Origin of the sequence: Lysinibacillus sphaericus, assembly GCF_001629735.1 — a bacterium.
Classification (GTDB): Bacteria; Bacillota; Bacilli; order Bacillales_A; family Planococcaceae; genus Lysinibacillus; species Lysinibacillus pinottii.
In genome coordinates this window covers 4,569,841-4,589,671 of record NZ_CP015224.1, presented here as the reverse complement: position 1 = coordinate 4,589,671, position 19,831 = coordinate 4,569,841, and the positions used below count along the sequence as shown (strand labels likewise).

Sequence of the window (19,831 nt, the reverse complement as noted above, 5' to 3'; positions counted from 1 at the left end):
AGAAAGCTTTGTATTATGGTATTTTTGTTCTACTAATTAGTTTATTGTTCGATTGTGTGTAGTAAAAAACTAGTTGCCATTTGGAATTGTTGATCATTCTGACGATCTGTTTTATAATTTTTCAATGTTTCATTCAAGCTATTAAAGAAGGTCGTATCCATATAAAATTCATCTTCTGCTAGCTTTAATTTTTTCTGTTTTCGATAAAGGTTAACCGCTTCAGCCGTTGTATCATCCATATAGCCATCTAACCGATCTATTTGATAGCCAAGTTTCTGCAAGGCATTTTGTGAATAAGAAATTTCCTCGCTCATATCGCCCACTTTAAACTTCCCTGTCAGTGGATGTAGTTGAAAAGCGAACAATTCATTTTGCTCAATTACTAAACTAGCCTCGATGCCTTGCCCATGAATCCATTCTCGCTTCGGTGTTAGCCATTTATTTGTAGATAATTTAAGCTCTCCTCCATTAGAAAGCTCCCATGATTCCTGCACCGTTCCTTTCCCAAAGCTCTTCACTCCAACAAGAGAAGCACGTCCCCAGCTTTTTAAGGCTCCGCTTAATACTTCACTTGCAGAAGCACTACCTTGGTTTTGTAAAACAACAATCGGAATCTTGTTCATCTTTTCTAAATATTTTTCATCGATACCTTTTGTTTGTGTTTTTAATGGTTCCATAGCACCTTCAGCATTTTGCATATATGCAAATACCTTGCCACTATCTAATACTGTGCTTAGTAGCGCTGCGACGCTATGTAAATAACCCCCTGGATTATCACGAACATCAATAACAATTCCTTCAACGTCTTTCCGAAGTAACTTACTTGTTTCAGCAACCCACTCATTTGCCGTCTTCTCACCAAACAGAGAGATAGAAACATAGCCAATTGTCGTGTCCTCTACTTTTACAACTTCACTTGAGACCGTCTTGTTAGAGATAGCTGCCCGTTCCATCGTCATCTTAATATGCTTATCCTCACTTGGACGGTACACAACAATAGTTACCTTCGTCCCCTTCTCCCCTTGAATTAAATGCATTAATTCACTCATCGTTTTACCATCTACACGAACACCATCAACTTGTACAATTTCATCAAGTGAACGCATACCAGCCTTCTCTGCTGGTGATGAACGAACAGGGGAAACTACGATAAATTTCCCTTTATTTTCTGAGAGTTCAATACCAATACCTACTCTTTCCTCAGCTAGCATTTGTCGATGTTGCTCAGCCTCTTCCTTGGAATAATAAGTGCTGTAAGGGTCCTTAATGGCATCTGCCATACCTCGAAGGGCTCCTTCCACCAATGCATCCTTTTTTGTATTGTACACTGATTTTTCTTCAATGAGGGTTATGGCCTCACCAATTGTGTCAACCTCCGTAACAGGCTCCTTTTTATCACCCATATTAAACCAATCAAAGTAAATACCACTGCCTACCACTAAACTACTAAGTAGGACACCGACACCGGCCGTTAATTTGCGCAAATCTTCCCTCCTCCGTCTCTTTTACTGTATGACACTATTTTTTCAAACATACAAGATTGCTTTTCAAAATTATGAAATGAAGAGATACTTTCTCTCAATTTGTGAATAATTGGCATTATCCTACTGGAATTTGGCCTCACCATGCGCGAGCTTCTATTCACTTAAAGATTTTTCATCACTGAGTCAGTGAAAAATAAAAAAAACTGCTCGTTTCAACTATAGAAATCGAACAGATTTTTTATGAACTAATCTAATGCATCTACATATTCTTTTAACATATCCACGTCCATTGGTCCTTTGATGGCACGCTGAATATAACCGTTAGAATCAATAAAATAAGTGGTCGGTATGGTAATAATTTGATAGTCCGAGCCGGCTGAATTTTCAGGGTCCAACAAAATTGGGAATGTTAGCTCAAAGCTATCTCTAAAAGTCATCACCGTATCCACTTTCGCATCAGCTGTCACATCACGCTCAGCGGATGTTAAATTGACAGCTATGATTTCAACATTTTTTTCTTTCCCATATTCATCATAGAAACTTTGCATATGAGGCATTTCTGCCTTACATGGTGGACACCATGTCGCCCAGAAATTTAACACAACCTTCTTTCCACGAAGATCACTTAATTTGACATTTTTCCCGTCTAAGCTTGTTAACGAAAAATCAGGCGGCGTATCTCCATTGCCTAAACCAATTTTTCGCTCCTCAATATCCTTGCCAAGAGCAGATTTCTCAATTGCTCGGTCTTCATCAATTTGCTGTTTTACATATGTACCAATCATCGCAACTACTAAAAGCACGACAATCAGCAGTCCAATATTTTTTTTCATCCTTTACCTCCCTCTTTGATTCCTTCTTGTTCTAAAATAATACCAAGACAAAGCAATACTAGACTAATACCTACAGCCGTTTGCCATATACCAAGTGGCTGGAAGAAAGCAACAATGCTTAGGCCAGTAGTATAAAGTATTAAGCCACGCTTAATCCCCTGCATTTTCCATAGTATGAAGATGGTCAAAACACTTAGTACCAGTAATGTAGTAATCTCACTCGTTGTAGAGTTGTCGTTGAGCAGTACAACAAGCCATTGATAGATGGATTGGGTTAAGATGATTGCCCAGCTATACGCCATCACATGATGGCCTTGTAATGGGAGCTTTTGTCGCTTCCGCCATATTTGCAAAGATGCAACAATGGCGCCAAGAAAGACGCCAACCGTACCTCCGTTGAAATATAGTAAGGAGATGGGTTGCGCCACAACTGTTTTAAAGTCAGTGACAAGCAAGCTAAATTTCCAAACAAGTATAAACGTAAAGGCTGCATCACTATATGCCTCAGACCACTTTTTTGAAAATTGTAAACGTAGAATAAGCCAAACTATGAAAAATGTAATAAGCAGAGCAATTGCAGTTGCTGGTAAAGTTAGTGCTCGGATGGAGTACCAATCTGTATTGATCACTCTATAATCCACCTCCGAAAGATACATACAGCATAGCATAGAACGTTTTCAAAATAAGCCTGTTTCACATTGTGTTCAGAAAATCTTAAGAAATATACCCCACTATGTATATATTCATCATAACATTAAATAGAATTTGATAATAGGAAAAGGAAGGTGCCTCCCTTTTTCAACACTACCTTCAATAATTACTGTCTATCAAATAGTTATGTTTAGCTAGTAATTCTATTATTTTTTGCTGGAGCACTAAACATAATTAAGAACTTCATAATGATGAAGGACAAAAAAAAGCTACACACTAGATTGGCTCTAATGTATAGCTTATAGTTTTTACAACGGAATATATTTTAACGGGTTTACACTACCAACTGCCTGTCCTCTCCAAGGACCAATGTGCACTTCGAAGTGTAAGTGTGGACCAGTAGAACGACCAGTACTACCCATTGCAGCAATTTGCTGTCCCTGTGTTACTTCTTGTCCTACACTCACATTAAATGAATTTAAATGTGCATATACAGTTGTATAGATTTGCCCATCTACCGAATGTGTAAGAATGACCACATTTCCATATGAGCTTAATGGTGCAGCGTAAGCAACTACACCATCTGCTGCTGCCCAAATTGGTGTCCCTGTTGAATTGGCAAGATCTACACCATAATGGAATTCTGGGCCTGCTCCAAGGTTACGCCATCCATAAGGTGATGTTAAACGACCATTCGTTGGTTTTATCCATGTGCCGTTTGATTGAGGGGCATTGACTGTACCACCAGATGAGCCACCACCGCCATTGTTGGCAGCAGCTGCAGCAGCTGCAGCCGCGGCTGCTTTACGCTTTGCTTCTTGTTGACGAGCAATTTCTGCTAAACGCTTTTGCTCAGAAATAATTTGATCCTGTAATTCTTGGCTTACTTCCAAAGCCTCTGAATACTCTTTTTCAAGTAATACTTTTTCTGATTTTAGCTTTTCTTGCTCTTTTTCTAATTGGTCAACTAATTTATTTTTCTCAGTTTTTTGGCTATTTAATGAAGCTTTTAGTCGTTCAAGCTCCGCTCGTTGGCCTTCTAATTTTTTTCGTTTTTCTTCTACACTTTGCTTTTGTTCTTCTAATTTTTGCTTATCATCTTTTTGATCTTGAATAATTTGACGATCCGCTTCCATTAAGGCATTGACCGCAGAGAATCGATCAATAAAGTCAACAAAACTATTAGAACCTAATAATACGTCTAAATAGCTAACAGAGCCTCCTGCTTGAATTGCTCGAGCTCGCTCTTGTAACAAAACATCGCGCTCTTCAATTTTATGCAAAAGTTCTTTAATAGACTCTTCTAGTTTTTTTATTTCTTCATTTGTTGCTTGAATTTCGGTTTGTACATTTTTTATATCACTATTTGTTTTGTCGATTTCAGCGTTTAATGCTTGAATTTGATCTATGATTTTTTGTTGTTTTTCTTGATTGGCTGTAATTGCATTTGATTTGTTTGAAATGGATGAATTTAATTCATTTTTCTTTGTTTCAATTTGCTTTTTTTCTTCTTTTAAATCCGATAAACTTGTTGCAAACGCTGATGGAGTTTGGATAAAAAGAATGAGAGCAGATGCTACTGCAAGTGTTTTCAATGTGTTTTTCGCCTTACTTTTCACCGATTGAACTCCCCTTCGACTATTCATTTTCCCACTCACAAATATCCGCTGTGAGTGCTAAACTAAATTTTTAAAAATTTACGTACTGACATGAAGCTTCCCCAAATACCGATCAATACACCAATGAGTAACAAAAGACCGCTCACTTGATACACAAGTGGAGAAAAATCTAATACTTGAATGAGCTCACCTTGTAAACGAGGTGCAATAATTTTATATATATTGTGGTAAAGGGTTGTGACAACCGCAATCGGAATAATAGAACCTAAAATACCGAGCCACATTCCTTCCAATAGGAAAGGGATACGCACAAATGAATTCGTGGCACCTACTAGTTTCATAATTTCGATTTCATCTCGTCGAGCAATAATCGTAATTCGAATAGTATTTGAAATTAAGAAAATTGCTGTGAATAATAACCCTAAAATAAGCACGATTCCTACATTACGACTCATATTTAAGAAGTTAAATAGTTTTTCTACTTTTCCTTCGCCATACATAACGTCATATGTATACTCATATTTATCAATCGTCTTGGCCACTTTTGCCGTTTGCTGAGGTTCAGTAGCTTTTACATAAATTACATTACGTAATGGGTTACTTTGCTCAAATAGTTTAAAATCGTCACCAAAATCTTTGACTAATTTGGTTAACTCATCTTCCTTAGTTGAGTAGTTCATTTCTAAGACACCAGGTAATTTTTTAATTTTCTCAATGAGTGCTTTTTCAGCGGCCTCATCTGCTGTCTCATCAATTAAGACTTTTATCTCAACGTCGTTTTCTAAATCAGTTGCCACCTTATTTAAATTCATCATAATAAGCGCAAAAACGCCAACTAGAATAAGTGTAACTGTGACTGCACTGACAGACGCAATAGTCATCCAGCTATTTCGTCCAAGCGACTTTATACTTTCACGGAAGTGGCGCTTTACTGTACTAAATTTCATAGCCGTATTCACCTCCGTGTTCATCACGGACAATTAAACCGCCCTCAATAGCGATCACTCGACGTCGAATCGTATTGACAATTTCACGGTTATGGGTCGCCATTACAATGGTTGTCCCCCGCGCATTAATTTCCTCAAATAAATTCATAATCTCCCATGAAGTTTCTGGATCAAGGTTTCCTGTAGGTTCATCCGCAATCACAACTTTTGGTACATTGACGATAGAGCGTGCAATGGACACACGTTGTTGCTCTCCCCCTGAAAGCTCATTCGGAAACATTCTGGCTTTATGCTTTAATCCAACAAGCTCTAAAACTTCCATAACGCGACGTCTGATCTCATCAGGCTGTTCCTCGATTACTTCTAGTGCAAACGCTACGTTCTCATACACGTTCAAACGAGGTAATAATTTAAAATCTTGGAAAACAACACCAAGTTGACGACGCAAAAAAGGGACTTTCTTATTCTTTAACGTTGCTAAATCGATACCATTAACAATAATCTGCCCTGACGTTGCTTTTTCTTCACGGTACATCAATTTGATAAATGTAGATTTACCTGCACCACTTGGGCCAACTACATACACAAATTCTCCCTGCTTTATATTTACAGAAATACCATTTGTCGCAACAACGCCATTGGGGTACTTCTTTGTCACATTTTTCATTTCTATCATGATTAAACCACCTAAAACTCTCACTATGTAAGAGGTATTTCATTTACTATTATAGCACTCTATTTCTGTTTTTTTATTACAGTTTCATTTCAATCCGTGGTAGTTCCTTCTATTTCGTTCTTTCCTTGCCATAATCCTTAAAAATATGACATACAATAAAAACAGCAATCGACGACATACGGTGTCGATTGCTGTTTCACAAGAAAAAAGCATCCAGGCAATCAGCCTGAATGCTTTGTATTAAACTTGCTGCTCATCTGTTGTTGTGTAGCGAATTAAAACAGCACCTGTTTTTGATTCTCCCTCAATAAATAAGCGATTTGCATGTTCCACTTCTTTATCAAAACGGACAACTTTAGAGAGGAATTGATCCTGGGACTCCATTTTGGAAACATCCTGTATTCCGACGTCTACTTTCCCAAAGTTAGTTACCACTTTACCACTTAATGAAATAGTACGAGGCACATATAATTCAACCGCTCCTGCAACAGTTTGAGCTTTTATTTTGGATGAATTTGTTGAACATGTTGTCACCACAACATGTCCATTCACAGATTTAGCTTCTACTTCATCCAACGCGCCATCTAAATAAACGCGACCATTTAAAGTTTCAGCTTCTAAATCTTTCCCGCGAACCTTCGTTAATTCAATGGAGCCATTAGAGGAATCTACTTCCGCTTTCCCAAAACTGAACTTAGTCCCTTTAATAGCACCATTTAATGTTTTCACCTTTAATTCTTCAACATCTGTATCCTGTAATGAAACACTACCATTCATAAGTCGGACGGATAGCTTTTCAAGTTTATCCTTTGGAACAAGTACCTTCGCATTGACTTGAACAAGCTTTAATTGACTTAAAATTCGAAGTGAATGCTCATCTTCTTTCACAACAAATTGCTCTAAAAAGTGATTGCGTGTTTCTTCTTCACTTTCATTCATAAGCGGTGCCTTCACCTTGCAAATAACTTGAATTGTATCTCCCTCACTGGATTCCAATGAAAAGTTACCATTTGGTAATTCAGCGATAATGCTTTCTACATTGGCAGCAGCCACTTCTTCTGTATGTGTAAACTCAATTTTGTCGCCAAATGGAGAAGCAACATCAAATTCCTTCACCTTTTTGACAGCTGTATTCATCATATCCATAAAAAGAGAACCAATCTGCGTTAAATCTTTACGGAAATCTTGCATCTCATCTTGGAAATGTTTCATAAAATCTTCTTTTTTCTTGTCGCCATCTTTAGACTTTTCTTCAAATAGTGACTCTTTGTCAGTTGAAAATGACTGTGACTCTTTAGACACATCATCCATAACATTTTGAGTAGATTTGCCAGATTGCTCTAATGCCTCTAATAATGTAATCGCCTCTTGTGCCGAAATCGTACCTTTTTCTACAAGTTCTAAAATTCGTTGACGTTCATTTTGCATAACTAAATAGCCTCCCTCAGTTCGTTATACTATTTATACGATTCTTTAATTGAAAAGTTTCACTGCAAAATTGAAATAATATGGATTTTCTATCACAACCAAGGCTTTCCTTCTCGTCAGCTTGAAAGATGTGCTCCAATCTTCTTTAATTTTATAGATTAAGTAGCGCTTTTCGCATTCCGTTGATGATTAGGATTAAGATTTAGAAGCTTCTGCTAGTACTGCATCCATTCTCATACAGTCGCGTTCTAAAATTGGTTTTAAATACTTTCCTGTGTAAGAACCAGGCACTTCTGCCACTTCTTCAGGTGTACCTGTTGCAATGATCGTCCCACCTTTGTCTCCACCCTCAGGACCTAAATCGATTAGATAATCAGCTGTTTTGATAACATCTAGATTGTGTTCAATGACTAAAACGGAGTCGCCATTTTCAACAAGACGTTGTAGCACGACAAGTAAACGCGCTATATCGTCTGCATGTAAGCCTGTCGTTGGTTCATCTAGAATATAGAATGATTTACCTGTTGAACGTCGATGTAATTCAGATGCTAATTTTACACGCTGCGCTTCTCCTCCTGACAATGTTGTGGCAGGTTGTCCTAATTTCATATAACCTAAGCCGACATCTACAATAGTTTGTAGCTTACGTTGGATTTTAGGAATATTTTCAAAGAACACTACTGCATTTTCAATTGTCATATCCAGAATATCTGCGATACTCTTATCTTTATATTTCACTTCAAGTGTTTCACGGTTATAGCGTTTCCCGTGACAAACTTCACAAGGAACATACACATCCGGGAGGAAATGCATTTCTATTTTTATTATTCCATCTCCACGGCATGCTTCACAGCGGCCACCCTTGACATTAAAGCTAAAACGACCTTTTTTATAGCCTCTTACCTTTGCTTCATTTGTGGTAGCGAAAACATCACGTATATCATCAAAGACTCCCGTGTAAGTGGCTGGATTCGAGCGTGGGGTACGGCCAATTGGGGATTGGTCAATATCGATGACTTTTTCAAGTTCATCCATCCCCGTTACCTCTTTATGTTCTCCTGGTTTAACCTTGGAACGATTCAGCTTCTGTGCCAATGATTTATATAATATTTCATTAATCAGCGTAGATTTCCCTGAACCAGACACACCCGTTACTGCGACAAATAAACCAAGTGGGACGTCGACTTTGACATTGCGTAAATTATTCTCCTTGGCACCCTTAATCGAAAGCTTACGACCATTTGGTTGACGTCTTTCCACTGGCAATGGAATAAATTTTTTACCACTTAAATATTGTCCTGTTAAAGAATTATCATTTTCCATGACTTCCTGTGGTGTACCAGCTGCAACAATTTGACCACCATGTACACCAGCCCCTGGTCCAACGTCAATCAGATAATCAGCTGCTAGCATCGTATCTTCATCATGCTCCACCACAATTAGTGTATTACCAATATCTCGCATGTTTTGTAAGGTGCTAATCAAACGATCATTATCCCGTTGGTGCAAACCAATCGATGGTTCATCTAAAATATAGAGAACGCCCGTTAATCGTGACCCTATTTGCGTAGCAAGACGAATACGTTGTGCTTCCCCACCTGATAATGTGCCTGCTGCACGACTTAAAGTTAAATAGTCTAAACCTACATTGACAAGGAAGCCTAGTCTTTCTTCTATTTCTCGTAAAACTAGACGAGCAATTTGCATATCCTTTTCAGTGAGATCTAGCTCTTTGAAAAATGTATCGGCTTCCTGAATCGAATATTGTGTCACTTCACCAATATGCTTATCAGCAACTTTCACTGCCAATGTTTCTGGCTTTAAACGATAACCCTTACAGGAAGGACAAGCCTGTTGTGCCATATATTTTTCCATTTGCTCACGAACATAATCTGAAGTTGTCTCTTTAAAACGACGTTCTACATTTCGCACAACACCTTCAAATTCAATCATTTGGTCTCGCACATTGCCAAACTCATTTTCATAATGGAAGTGAATTTTCTCTTTGCCTGAACCATATAAAACTTTATCCATCTTGTCCTTTGGTAAATCTTTTACTGGTACATCCATTGGAATCTCATAGTGGTCACATACTGCTTTTAATAATTGAGGATAGTACTGTGAACTTGTAGGCTCCCAAGGTGCAATAGCATGCTCTAACAAGGAACGATCCCAATCTGGCACCACTAAATCTAAATCCACCTCTTGTGTGGAGCCTAAGCCATCACAGCTAGGACAAGCACCAAATGGACTATTAAATGAAAACATGCGTGGCTCTAGCTCTCCAATGGAAAAACCACAAATTGGACAGGCATGATGTTCACTAAACAGTAATTCCTCGTGCTCCATGACATCTACAAGAACACGACCATCTGCTAAACGAAGAGCTGTCTCTAAAGAATCACTTAAACGTGCAGCAATACCTTCCTTCATTACAACACGGTCGATCACAACCTCAATGGAATGCTTTTTATTTTTATCAAGATCAATCGCATCATCTAAATCTCGTAAATCCCCATCAATACGCACACGAACGAAGCCTTGCTTTTTTAAATCTTCCAGTAGTTTTACATGTGTTCCTTTACGACCAGAAACCATTGGCGCAAGAAGTTGCATCTTGGTTCTTTCTGGATAAGATAATAAACGGTCCACCATTTGCTCAATCGTTTGGGAAGTAATTTCTATCCCATGATTCGGACAAATCGGCTTACCAATACGTGCATAAAGTAAACGTAAGTAATCATAGATTTCTGTAACTGTCCCGACCGTAGAGCGTGGGTTACGACTCGTCGTTTTTTGGTCAATTGAAATAGCAGGCGATAATCCTTCAATTGCATCAACATCTGGTTTGTCCATTTGTCCAAGAAACTGGCGAGCATAGGCGGACAGAGACTCGACATAACGTCGTTGTCCCTCCGCATAAATCGTATCAAACGCTAGTGAAGATTTACCTGAACCTGATAATCCTGTTAAAACGACTAATTGATCACGTGGAATTGTGACATTAATATTTTTTAAATTATGAGCACGTGCACCTTGCACGACAATTTCAGTATTTTTCACAAGTCATTCACCCTTCTACCTTCAATTCAAATATTGTATCTCTAAGCTCCGCTGCACGTTCGAAATCAAGCGCTTTTGCTGCTTCCTTCATTTCTATTTCTAGAGAAGCTAAGAGCTGTTCTCTTTCTGCCTTTGTCAGCTTTTTGCCCTTCGTCGCCTTCGTTACATAGGATTCTTCTTCTTCTGCCACTTGTGTAGCACGAATTACTTCTGGTATTTTTTTGCTAATAGTTTGAGGTGTAATACCATGCTCTTCGTTATATGCCATTTGCAATGCACGACGACGTTTTGTTTCATCCAGTGCCTTTTTCATCGAGTCTGTTACATGATCCGCATACATGATGACATGACCATTCGCATTACGCGCAGCTCGGCCAATCGTTTGAATGAGTGAACGTTCAGAACGTAAGAACCCTTCTTTATCTGCATCTAAAATGGCTACAAGTGATACTTCAGGAATATCAAGGCCTTCTCGCAATAAGTTAATGCCAATTAGTACATCGTATGTGCCCTTCCGTAGCTCACGGATAATCTCAATGCGCTCTAATGTTTTAATCTCAGAATGCAAATATTCAACCTTTAAGCCCATCTCCTTCAAATAGGCGGTTAAATCCTCTGACATTTTCTTCGTTAGCGTTGTTACTAACACTCGCTCATCACGTGCAATTCGATCCTGAATTTCATCAATCAAGTTATCTATTTGACCTTCAATTGGGCGGACATCAATTAATGGATCCAATAAACCAGTAGGTCGAATAATTTGCTGGATCATTTCTGGTGTATGCTCCAACTCATAAGGCCCTGGTGTGGCAGATACATAAATAGCTTGATGTACTCGAGCTTCGTATTCTTCAAAACGCAATGGACGGTTATCTAGAGCAGATGGTAAGCGGAAACCATGTTCTACCAGTACCCCTTTACGTGCTTGGTCACCGTTATACATCCCTCGTACCTGTGGGAGAGTTACGTGACTTTCATCTACTACAAGTAAAAAGTCCTCAGGGAAATAATCAAGCAAAGTATAAGGAGTAGCACCTGCTTCACGTAAAGTTAAGTGACGGGAATAGTTCTCAATCCCCGAACAAAAGCCCATTTCACGCATCATTTCTAAATCATAACGCGTTCGTTGCTCTAGACGTTGAGCCTCCAACAATTTATCCTCGGCACGCAATAATGCCAAACGATCTTCTAATTCTTTTTCGATATTTTCAATTGCTTTTCGCATTTTTTCTTCTCGTGTAACGAAGTGGGATGCTGGAAAAATAGCAACATGCTCTCGATCTGATAATATTTCTCCAGTTAAAGCATCTACTTCACGGATACGATCAATTTCATCCCCAAAAAATTCGACACGAATACAATGTTCATCACGTGAGGCTGGGAAAATTTCAACTACATCTCCTCGTACCCGAAACGTTCCACGTGTAAAACTAACATCATTGCGCTCATATTGAACATCTACAAGTTTGCGCAGTAACTGATTACGTTCAATTTCCATACCTGTGCGAATCGATACAACCATTTCACGATATTCTTCTGGAGAACCAAGACCGTAAATACAGGATACAGATGCAATAATAATGACATCATCACGCTCAAATAATGCCGAAGTTGCAGAGTGGCGCAGCTTATCAATTTCATCGTTAATGCTAGAATCCTTTTCTATATAAGTATCTGTCTGCGGTACATAGGCTTCTGGTTGGTAGTAATCATAGTAACTAACAAAATATTCTACAGCGTTATTTGGAAAGAACTCTTTGAACTCACTATATAATTGGCCCGCCAATGTTTTATTGTGTGCCATAATGAGTGTCGGTTTTTTAACCTGCTGGATGACATTAGAAATCGTAAACGTTTTTCCAGTTCCTGTAGCACCTAGTAACGTTTGATGACGCTTGCCTGCCTTCACACCCTCCACTAATTCCGCAATTGCCTGTGGCTGGTCCCCATTAGGCTGATATGGCGCTTGTAAATCAAAAGTTTGCACACCTGTCCCCGTCCTTTCTTTCCAATTTGTACATATATTTTAGCATAGCAATATTAAAATATCGAACATTTAACGAACGAATGTTTGTAAATTTTTTTTCTATCCCTAAAATGGAAGATGGCCCATCAACCTTCTACTTTCATCATAGCCGTTTCAACAGGTTTTCAAGCTTTATCTATTCATTAGTCAATTATAGAATGGTAGTCGCAATTTCTCGTTTCTCATTTTTAGTGCAATTTCATAAATTGAGTGCATTGGACCCCACCCACTCTATCATTTCCAAAAACAAAAATCCCGCTCTCCATAGACGCGGAGAGCGGAATAATTAGTATGATTCATCTTCTGTTTGATGCAAGGAGTTTAGTTCGGTTGCGTATTGATAAAATGCGTTTTCATCTTTATCATCGAGCGCTCTATCTATCAGAACTATGAGCTGCTCTTGTCGATGCATACGCTGGATACGATTTAAAAATAAATCTAAATAAATCTCGTTTAATAATCTCTCTGCCTCATCAACTTTTTTTGAATGACCAACGGCTTTTAGAAAATCTGTGTACGAATAATATTTATCCAACGATCTCACCCCGATCCTTTTCTAAATTATATGAAAATTGAAATTAAAAAGCAATGCTTACGATTTGAAAATAACTTGAATTAGCTACTAAACTCGTGAAGTTTAAAGCAAACTCTCTAAGCATTTCATTCATTTATAAGCCTTGTTCCATTATTTTGTATATTTTTTGAAATTCATATTATGTACTACACTACGATTATCAATAGAAAAGGGAGGCACTTTCACTATGACTACCAAATTTGTTAATGGCTATTTAATTTCCTTTAACACTTACTTGCTACAACCTATTCAGCATGACGCTAAAGTTTTTACTCATGTTATTGACAAACATAATGAGCTAATTGTTACTCGGAAACCGATGCATGTACTAAGAAAATCTTGTATATCATTAGGCTCCACCTATGAAGCTGCCAAGCAATCTGCTAAACGTTTTTTTGGTAATCAACATAAGCTACCAATAGTTGTGGCTTTTGATTATGGGTTTCCTTGCATTTTTCTACCAACCTATTCACCGAATTCAATTCATAATATATGGATAGGACTCCATGCTATTACTAACATTACACCTAGTAAAACAGGATGTGTTGTCACATTAAAAAATGATAAAAAGATTGAGCTACCTATTCAATATGCTTCTATTAGTAAGCAGTTTGTAAATGCATCAATGCTCTATAAACATTATATGAACGAACGAAAACAGCTTAGTCAAGACTCCCCCTATCATCCACCCTTTTAACTGCAAGAATCCCCCAAGATTAACTCTTGGGGGATGGATATTAATTAATTTTTGAACGTAAGTACGCATTAATAAACGGATCTAAATCGCCGTCCATTACCGCTCCGACATTCCCTGTTTCTTCATTGGTACGATGATCTTTTACCATAGAGTATGGATGGAATACATAAGAGCGAATTTGCGAGCCCCAGCCAATGTCCTTTTGTTCACCACGGATCTCATCAAGCTGCGCCTGTTGCTTCTCTAGCTCTAATTGATATAATTTCCCTTTTAACATAGCCATCGCTTTTTCACGGTTTTTAATTTGTGAACGTTCTGCTTGGCATTGTACAACCGTGCCAGTCGGGATGTGTGTAATACGAACAGCTGAATCTGTTGTATTGATGTGCTGACCACCCGCACCTGTCGCACGATACGTATCAATCTTCAAATCTTCTGTGCGAATATCAATTTCAATATTCTCGTCAAACTCTGGCATAACATCACAAGAAACGAAAGAAGTATGACGACGTCCTGAAGAATCAAATGGTGAGATACGTACTAGGCGATGGACACCTTTTTCGGCCTGTAAATAACCGAAAGCATTATGCCCCTTAATCGAAATGGTTACAGATTTAATCCCTGCTTCATCACCAGGAAGATAATCCATTGTCTCCACTTTAAAGCCACGCTTCTCAGCCCATCGTGTATACATACGTAAAAGCATAGAACCCCAGTCTTGTGACTCTGTTCCCCCTGCTCCTGGGTGCAATTCTAAAATGGCATTGTTTTGATCGTATGGACCGCTCAATAATAATTGCAGCTCAAAATCAGCCATTTTTTGTTGGAATTCCACCAGCTCTTTTCCCAATTCTTCCTGCAATTCTTCATCTGGCTCTTCACGTAAAAGCTCCAATGTCATATCTAAATTCTCATGTGTTTCTTCTAATTCTTTATATTCATTAACGATTGCTTTTAAGCCATTACCCTCATTAATGATCACCTGTGCACCTTGCTGATCATCCCAGAATCCTGGCTCTAGCATCATTTCATCTAACTCCTGTATACGTGCCTCTTTGTTTTCTAAGTCAAAGAGACCCCCTGAAGTCCACCAATTTTTTGGCTGTAGTATCTAACACATTGCGTACATCTGCTAATTCTATCATTGTAAAATCCTCCGAACGTTTGTAATGGAGCCTAGTGTGAAAGCTCCGTATCTTTTTATTATAACGTTTTTACAGAGGAAAACATACATAAATACACAATCCTAAGTCTCGTCCTCAAGCATATCAAGCGTAAAACGTTGAAATACTTTCACACGATCATATTGAACAAGTAAATGCTTCGTCCTTCTCTCTAATCTATATTTTAATAAAAATGCCCGTTGAATACGATACTCTATCGTTTTGACACTAACATCTACAATAATTTCCTGCCCATTCGTAAAGATTATCTTTGTACTCTTTTTATCCACAGAGATATACTCATCAATATGATGGACAGCAAACCATATACATTCCGGATGTAGAGGCGACTTGCTCGGAAACCATAAAATATTACCTCGCTCATCCACAACGATTGGGTTTTTATTAAGCTTACCTAAAATCATTTTTGATCCATCAAAAGCCCCTCTTAAGCTAGAACCATAATAACGCAGATTATAGTCCATTAACTTTGTCGGCGGTATTTTAGAAATATAATCTTTACTTTTTTCCATTACCCGAGTACATAAATTTCCAAAGGAATCATACACAGGCATATACAGCATAGTTTCACTACTCATAATATCCTTCTTATGCATCATTATTCCCCCTTTATGCACTTATGTTTTCAGCCTAAATAAAAAAAGAATATACCCATGTCCGTACATTCCCGCTTTTTTCTACAAGTCGAAATTGCTTGGAAAACTCTATTTCCACCCACATTTCTCCCACCCCATCTTTAATCTTTTGTCACTCTTAATTCTTTGTTTTCAACCCACCTAATTATTAGGTAATAATAGAAGTATTCTCTAAAACTAAATCCCTAATATTACAGCTATTGTATACCCACATTTTACTATTGTCTATAAATTCTGACTTTTATAACAAAAATTTATTTATTTATAAAAAAAGATCATTTCAACACACAGTTAAAATGACCTTTTCCCTTTATATTATTGAGCTGCGCCATGACAGTTTTTAAACTTCTTACCGCTTCCACACGGACATAAATCATTACGTCCAACATTTTCAGCTTTACGAACTGGTTGCTTTTTCGGAGCAGGACCGCCTTCTTCCTTCGGATTAACAGCCTGACCTTTCGCCACCTCTTCACGCTCAAGATTACTGCGAATTTCTGCCTTCATTGCATACTTCGCAACATCCTCGCGAATGGAAGCAACCATATCTTCGAACATCGCAAAACCTTCTTGTTGATATTCACGAAGTGGATCATTTTGACCGTATGCACGCAGATGGATACCTTGACGAAGTTGATCCATTGCATCAATATGATCGATCCATTTTGTATCAATAGAACGTAATAAAATAACTTTTTCAAACTCACGCATACGCTCTGGAGTAAGCTCTGCTTCTTTTTCATCATATCGAGCATGAACAGCTTCTGAAATCAATTGATTAATGTCTTCAGCAGATTTGCCTTGGAAATCAGCTACTTTTAGTTGACCTTCCTCTAGCAAGTTAGCAGCCACAAAATCATCAATAGCCTTCAGATTCCAATCTTTTTGCTCCCCTTGTGTATAGAGTCCGACAACATTATCGATCGTCTCTTGAATCATCGATTCCACAAGCACACGCATATTTTCTGTTTCTAGCACATCATAACGCTCTTTATAAATAATCTCACGTTGCTGACGGAGAACATCATCATATTGTAATAGACGCTTACGAGCATCAAAGTTATTACCTTCGACACGTTTCTGCGCTGATTCTACAGCTCTCGACACAACTTTTGATTGCAATGGCTGTGTATCGTCCATTCCTAAACGCATCATCATAGACTTCATATTATCTGAACCGAAACGACGCATTAAATCATCTTCTAGTGATAAATAAAATTGTGTCACCCCTGGATTCCCTTGACGACCAGAACGTCCACGTAGCTGGTTATCAATACGACGGGATTCATGTCTCTCTGTACCAATTACCGCTAACCCGCCAATTTCTAAAACACCTTCACCAGGTTTAATATCGGTACCACGCCCCGCCATATTTGTGGCAATCGTTACAGCACCCTTTGTACCAGCATTTGCAATAATTTCTGCCTCACGTTCATGGTTTTTCGCATTCAGTACATTATGAGGGATTTTATGTTTATCAAGCAATTGCGAAATAATTTCAGATGTTTCAATCGCAACCGTACCAACAAGAACAGGCTGTCCTGCCTTATGGCGCTCTGCAATATCAGCCGCCACCGCTTTATATTTCCCTTCCATAGAAGCAAAAATTAAATCTGGACGGTCATCACGAGCAATTGGCTTATTCGTAGGAATCGCAATAACGCTCATATTGTAAATATTGCGGAACTCTTCTTCCTCAGTTTTCGCTGTACCTGTCATTCCCGCAAGCTTTTGGTACATACGGAAATAGTTTTGGAATGTAATGGTAGCCATTGTCATTGATTCATTTTGAATCTCAACGCCTTCTTTTGCTTCAATAGCTTGGTGGAGGCCATCCGAATATCGGCGCCCCTTCATTAAACGACCAGTAAAGCCGTCAACAATCACAATTTCGCCATCTTGGACAACATAATCGACATCATTATGCATACTCACATGTGCCTTTAACGATTGGTTAATCGCATGATTTAAGCGGACATGTGTTAAATCAAATAAATTGTCAATGCCGAATGCTTTCTCCGCCTTTTCCACACCAGCATCTGTTAATGTAACACCTTTTGTTGACTCTTCGTATGTGTAATCTGTTTCTGCACTTAACATACGTACAAACGCATTAGACTGTTTATACAACTGTGCTGATTTCCCAGCCTGACCGGAAATGATTAATGGCGTACGTGCCTCATCAATTAAAATCGAGTCAACCTCATCGATGACAGCATAGTGAAGTGGGCGTTGAACACGCTCCTCTTTATAAAGCACCATATTATCACGCAAATAGTCAAATCCTAATTCATTGTTTGTGCTATAAGTGATATCCGCTTCATAGGCCGCACGCTTCTCTTCTTTTGACAAGCTATTTAAATTTAAACCTACTGTAAGACCTAAGAAATTATACAGTTGTCCCATCTCAGCAGCGTCACGACTAGCCAAATATTCATTGACTGTGACAACATGCACACCTTTACCAGTAATCGCATTTAAATAAACCGCCATCGTAGCTGTTAACGTTTTACCTTCACCGGTCTTCATCTCTGAAATGTTACCTTCATCAAGGGAAGCAGCCCCCATGATTTGGACACGGAACGGATACATCTCTAACACACGTTTCGACGCTTCGCGACAAACAGCAAAAGCCTCCGCACGAATAGACTCTAACTGCTCCCCATCCGCATAACGCTTTTTAAACTCTTCTGTTTTCGCTTGTAATTGTTCATCTGAAAGCTGTTCCATTTGAGAAGCGAATCCCTCAACCTGGTCAGCGATTTTTTCTAATTTTTTTAACTCACGTTTATTGAAATCAAATAATTTATTTAATAGGTTTGCCATGAATGTTTTTCACTTCCTATATAGATTCAACTTTCATTTTACCATTGTGTAACAGTTTCATGCAAACAGTCACCCTACTTGCATGAGAAAGTCATACAAAAAAGACTCTCGCCATCGCGAGAGCCTTTGTCATCATGAAGTTTAAGTTGTTTCAATTAAGCCATATTTTCCGTCTTTACGTTTATACACAATATTTGTGCCGTTTGATTCAGCATCTGTAAAGACATAGAAATCATGCCCTAACATATTCATTTGTAATACAGCCTCTTCCTGATCCATCGGTTTTAAATCAAATTGCTTAGTACGTACAATGGAGTATTCTTCTTCATCCAAAGTCGTATCAGCGACTGCTTGAGTAGTAGCAAAATAAAGGCCTGCCCCTTCACGCTCACGGAATTTACGGTTTACTTTCGTTTTATGCTTACGAATCTGACGCTCTAATTTATCAACAATGAGATCAACCGCAGCATACATATCATTATGACGCTCTTCAGCACGAAGAGTTAAGTTCTTCATTGGGATTGTAACTTCCACTTTTGTTTGCTTGTCATTATAAACCTTTAAATTTACGTTAGCATTGGCGTTAACATCTTCGTTAAAATAACGTTCAACTTTTTCGATTTTATTCTCAACATACTCTCGAATAGCTGGAGTTACCTCAATATTTTCACCACGAATGTTAAAGTTTAACATGTAAACTCCTCCTTTATAACTGCTATACTATCTATTTCTACACAAGTGTGTGAAATTCCTCTAAAATAATTCTTTATTTTACAAAAAACTTTTATAAAATTAATATTGGCTTTGCTTTTTTGCTTCTGCCGCTTCTTTTTTGCGTCGTAGCTTTAATTCATCTACAATCAACTCTTCAACACGACCTTGATCATTAAAATAAACACCATATTGCTTACCACTACCAAATGGACGACTCCAAATCACTTCACCATAAGCCCGTACCTCTTGCGTATCAAGCACAAAATGGATATCTAATGGTGGGGGATTCACACCTAAATCCACTTCCGTATACATCTTTAACCCACGCGGACTAATATCCAGCAATTCAGCCATTGCCGTCTGCCCATGATTAACTCGCCCATTTTCATAAACAGCAAAAGTTATTTGAACAGGCTCCTCAAATTTAAATCGGAAACCTTCTTGACGCTTAAAAATCATATTCCCACCCCAGTA

The 19,831-nt window shown here is 38.3% G+C and carries 16 protein-coding genes; 1 reads left to right on the top strand and 15 read right to left on the bottom strand.

All coding sequences use genetic code 11. The features are described from left to right. Nucleotides 1–41: 41 nt before the first annotated feature. The 10 genes from A2J09_RS22235 to A2J09_RS22190 all read right to left on the bottom strand — a co-directional run bounded on the left by A2J09_RS22235 (nucleotide 42) and on the right by A2J09_RS22190 (nucleotide 13,262). On the bottom strand, nucleotides 42–1,484 hold the full coding sequence (locus tag A2J09_RS22235; protein ID WP_012292929.1) for a S41 family peptidase: 1,443 nt from the start codon (nucleotides 1,482–1,484) through the stop codon (nucleotides 42–44). Nucleotides 1,485–1,729: 245 nt separating this feature from the next. After that, nucleotides 1,730–2,317, bottom strand: a complete 588-nt coding sequence (locus A2J09_RS22230; RefSeq protein WP_012292928.1) for a redoxin domain-containing protein — start codon at nucleotides 2,315–2,317, stop codon at nucleotides 1,730–1,732. Further along, on the bottom strand, nucleotides 2,314–2,946 hold the full coding sequence (locus A2J09_RS22225) for a hypothetical protein (protein WP_036160843.1): 633 nt from the start codon (nucleotides 2,944–2,946) through the stop codon (nucleotides 2,314–2,316). Before A2J09_RS22225 ends, A2J09_RS22230 begins: the two co-directional genes overlap by 4 nt. Before the next feature lie 330 nt (nucleotides 2,947–3,276). Further along, nucleotides 3,277–4,587, bottom strand: a complete 1,311-nt coding sequence (locus tag A2J09_RS22220; protein ID WP_031418728.1) for a murein hydrolase activator EnvC family protein — start codon at nucleotides 4,585–4,587, stop codon at nucleotides 3,277–3,279. A gap of 62 nt (nucleotides 4,588–4,649) precedes the next feature. After that, nucleotides 4,650–5,534, bottom strand: coding sequence for a permease-like cell division protein FtsX (ftsX, locus tag A2J09_RS22215; RefSeq protein ID WP_031418727.1), 885 nt, complete (start codon nucleotides 5,532–5,534; stop codon nucleotides 4,650–4,652). Continuing rightward, complete coding sequence (gene ftsE / locus A2J09_RS22210; RefSeq protein ID WP_025116775.1) at nucleotides 5,524–6,210, bottom strand: cell division ATP-binding protein FtsE; 687 nt, start codon at nucleotides 6,208–6,210, stop codon at nucleotides 5,524–5,526. The genes ftsX and ftsE overlap by 11 nt, the downstream gene beginning before the upstream one ends. A gap of 240 nt (nucleotides 6,211–6,450) precedes the next feature. Beyond that, a complete protein-coding gene (locus tag A2J09_RS22205) occupies nucleotides 6,451–7,638 on the bottom strand; it encodes a DUF4097 family beta strand repeat-containing protein (protein ID WP_012292923.1) in 1,188 nt (395 codons plus the stop codon). 195 nt (nucleotides 7,639–7,833) lie between these two features. Continuing rightward, a complete protein-coding gene (gene uvrA, locus A2J09_RS22200) occupies nucleotides 7,834–10,701 on the bottom strand; it encodes an excinuclease ABC subunit UvrA (protein ID WP_012292922.1) in 2,868 nt (955 codons plus the stop codon). Between the two features lie 7 nt (nucleotides 10,702–10,708). After that, nucleotides 10,709–12,688 carry an excinuclease ABC subunit UvrB gene (gene uvrB, locus A2J09_RS22195; protein ID WP_012292921.1) on the bottom strand — a complete coding sequence of 660 codons (1,980 nt, stop codon included), beginning with the start codon at nucleotides 12,686–12,688 and terminating at the stop codon, nucleotides 10,709–10,711. Between the two features lie 325 nt (nucleotides 12,689–13,013). Beyond that, complete coding sequence (locus A2J09_RS22190) at nucleotides 13,014–13,262, bottom strand: IDEAL domain-containing protein (RefSeq protein WP_012292920.1); 249 nt, start codon at nucleotides 13,260–13,262, stop codon at nucleotides 13,014–13,016. Between the two features lie 226 nt (nucleotides 13,263–13,488). Here A2J09_RS22190 and A2J09_RS22185 point away from each other — a divergent pair, with 226 nt between their 5' ends. Beyond that, nucleotides 13,489–13,998 carry a competence protein ComK gene (locus tag A2J09_RS22185; RefSeq protein ID WP_031418723.1) on the top strand — a complete coding sequence of 170 codons (510 nt, stop codon included), beginning with the start codon at nucleotides 13,489–13,491 and terminating at the stop codon, nucleotides 13,996–13,998. 40 nt (nucleotides 13,999–14,038) lie between these two features. Here A2J09_RS22185 and prfB read toward each other — a convergent pair. The 5 genes from prfB to A2J09_RS22160 form a co-directional block, all read right to left on the bottom strand. Further along, a protein-coding gene (gene prfB, locus A2J09_RS22180) for a peptide chain release factor 2 (protein WP_206700897.1) occupies nucleotides 14,039–15,143 on the bottom strand; the annotation gives its coding sequence in 2 pieces (ribosomal slippage) (nucleotides 14,039–15,067 and nucleotides 15,069–15,143; 1,104 coding nt in all). Between the two features lie 101 nt (nucleotides 15,144–15,244). Continuing rightward, the gene (locus tag A2J09_RS22175) at nucleotides 15,245–15,778 is read right to left on the bottom strand and encodes a competence protein ComK (protein WP_036160840.1); all 534 of its coding nucleotides are present in this window, start codon (nucleotides 15,776–15,778) and stop codon (nucleotides 15,245–15,247) included. Between the two features lie 354 nt (nucleotides 15,779–16,132). Then, nucleotides 16,133–18,643, bottom strand: a complete 2,511-nt coding sequence (gene secA / locus A2J09_RS22170; RefSeq protein WP_012292916.1) for a preprotein translocase subunit SecA — start codon at nucleotides 18,641–18,643, stop codon at nucleotides 16,133–16,135. A 141-nt stretch (nucleotides 18,644–18,784) separates the two neighbouring features. After that, entirely contained in the window at nucleotides 18,785–19,336 is a 552-nt protein-coding gene (gene hpf, locus A2J09_RS22165) for a ribosome hibernation-promoting factor, HPF/YfiA family (protein ID WP_012292915.1), read from the bottom strand. 99 nt (nucleotides 19,337–19,435) lie between these two features. Next, nucleotides 19,436–19,816 (bottom strand): PilZ domain-containing protein, encoded by a 381-nt coding sequence (locus A2J09_RS22160; protein WP_008178814.1) that lies wholly within the window; start codon nucleotides 19,814–19,816, stop codon nucleotides 19,436–19,438. Nucleotides 19,817–19,831 lie beyond the last annotated feature (15 nt).

Bases quoted from the DNA above. Each gene is read 5' to 3' on its own strand.
- secA (WP_012292916.1), bottom strand. From the start codon at position 18,643: ATGGCAAACCTATTAAATAAATTATTTGATTTCAATAAACGTGAGTTA.
- A2J09_RS22205 (WP_012292923.1), bottom strand. From the start codon at position 7,638: ATGCAAAATGAACGTCAACGAATTTTAGAACTTGTAGAAAAAGGTACG.
- ftsX (WP_031418727.1), bottom strand. From the start codon at position 5,534: ATGAAATTTAGTACAGTAAAGCGCCACTTCCGTGAAAGTATAAAGTCG.
- A2J09_RS22185 (WP_031418723.1), top strand. From the start codon at position 13,489: ATGACTACCAAATTTGTTAATGGCTATTTAATTTCCTTTAACACTTAC.
- A2J09_RS22160 (WP_008178814.1), bottom strand. From the start codon at position 19,816: ATGATTTTTAAGCGTCAAGAAGGTTTCCGATTTAAATTTGAGGAGCCT.
- hpf (WP_012292915.1), bottom strand. From the start codon at position 19,336: ATGTTAAACTTTAACATTCGTGGTGAAAATATTGAGGTAACTCCAGCT.
- ftsE (WP_025116775.1), bottom strand. From the start codon at position 6,210: ATGATAGAAATGAAAAATGTGACAAAGAAGTACCCCAATGGCGTTGTT.
- A2J09_RS22230 (WP_012292928.1), bottom strand. From the start codon at position 2,317: ATGAAAAAAAATATTGGACTGCTGATTGTCGTGCTTTTAGTAGTTGCG.
- A2J09_RS22175 (WP_036160840.1), bottom strand. From the start codon at position 15,778: ATGCATAAGAAGGATATTATGAGTAGTGAAACTATGCTGTATATGCCT.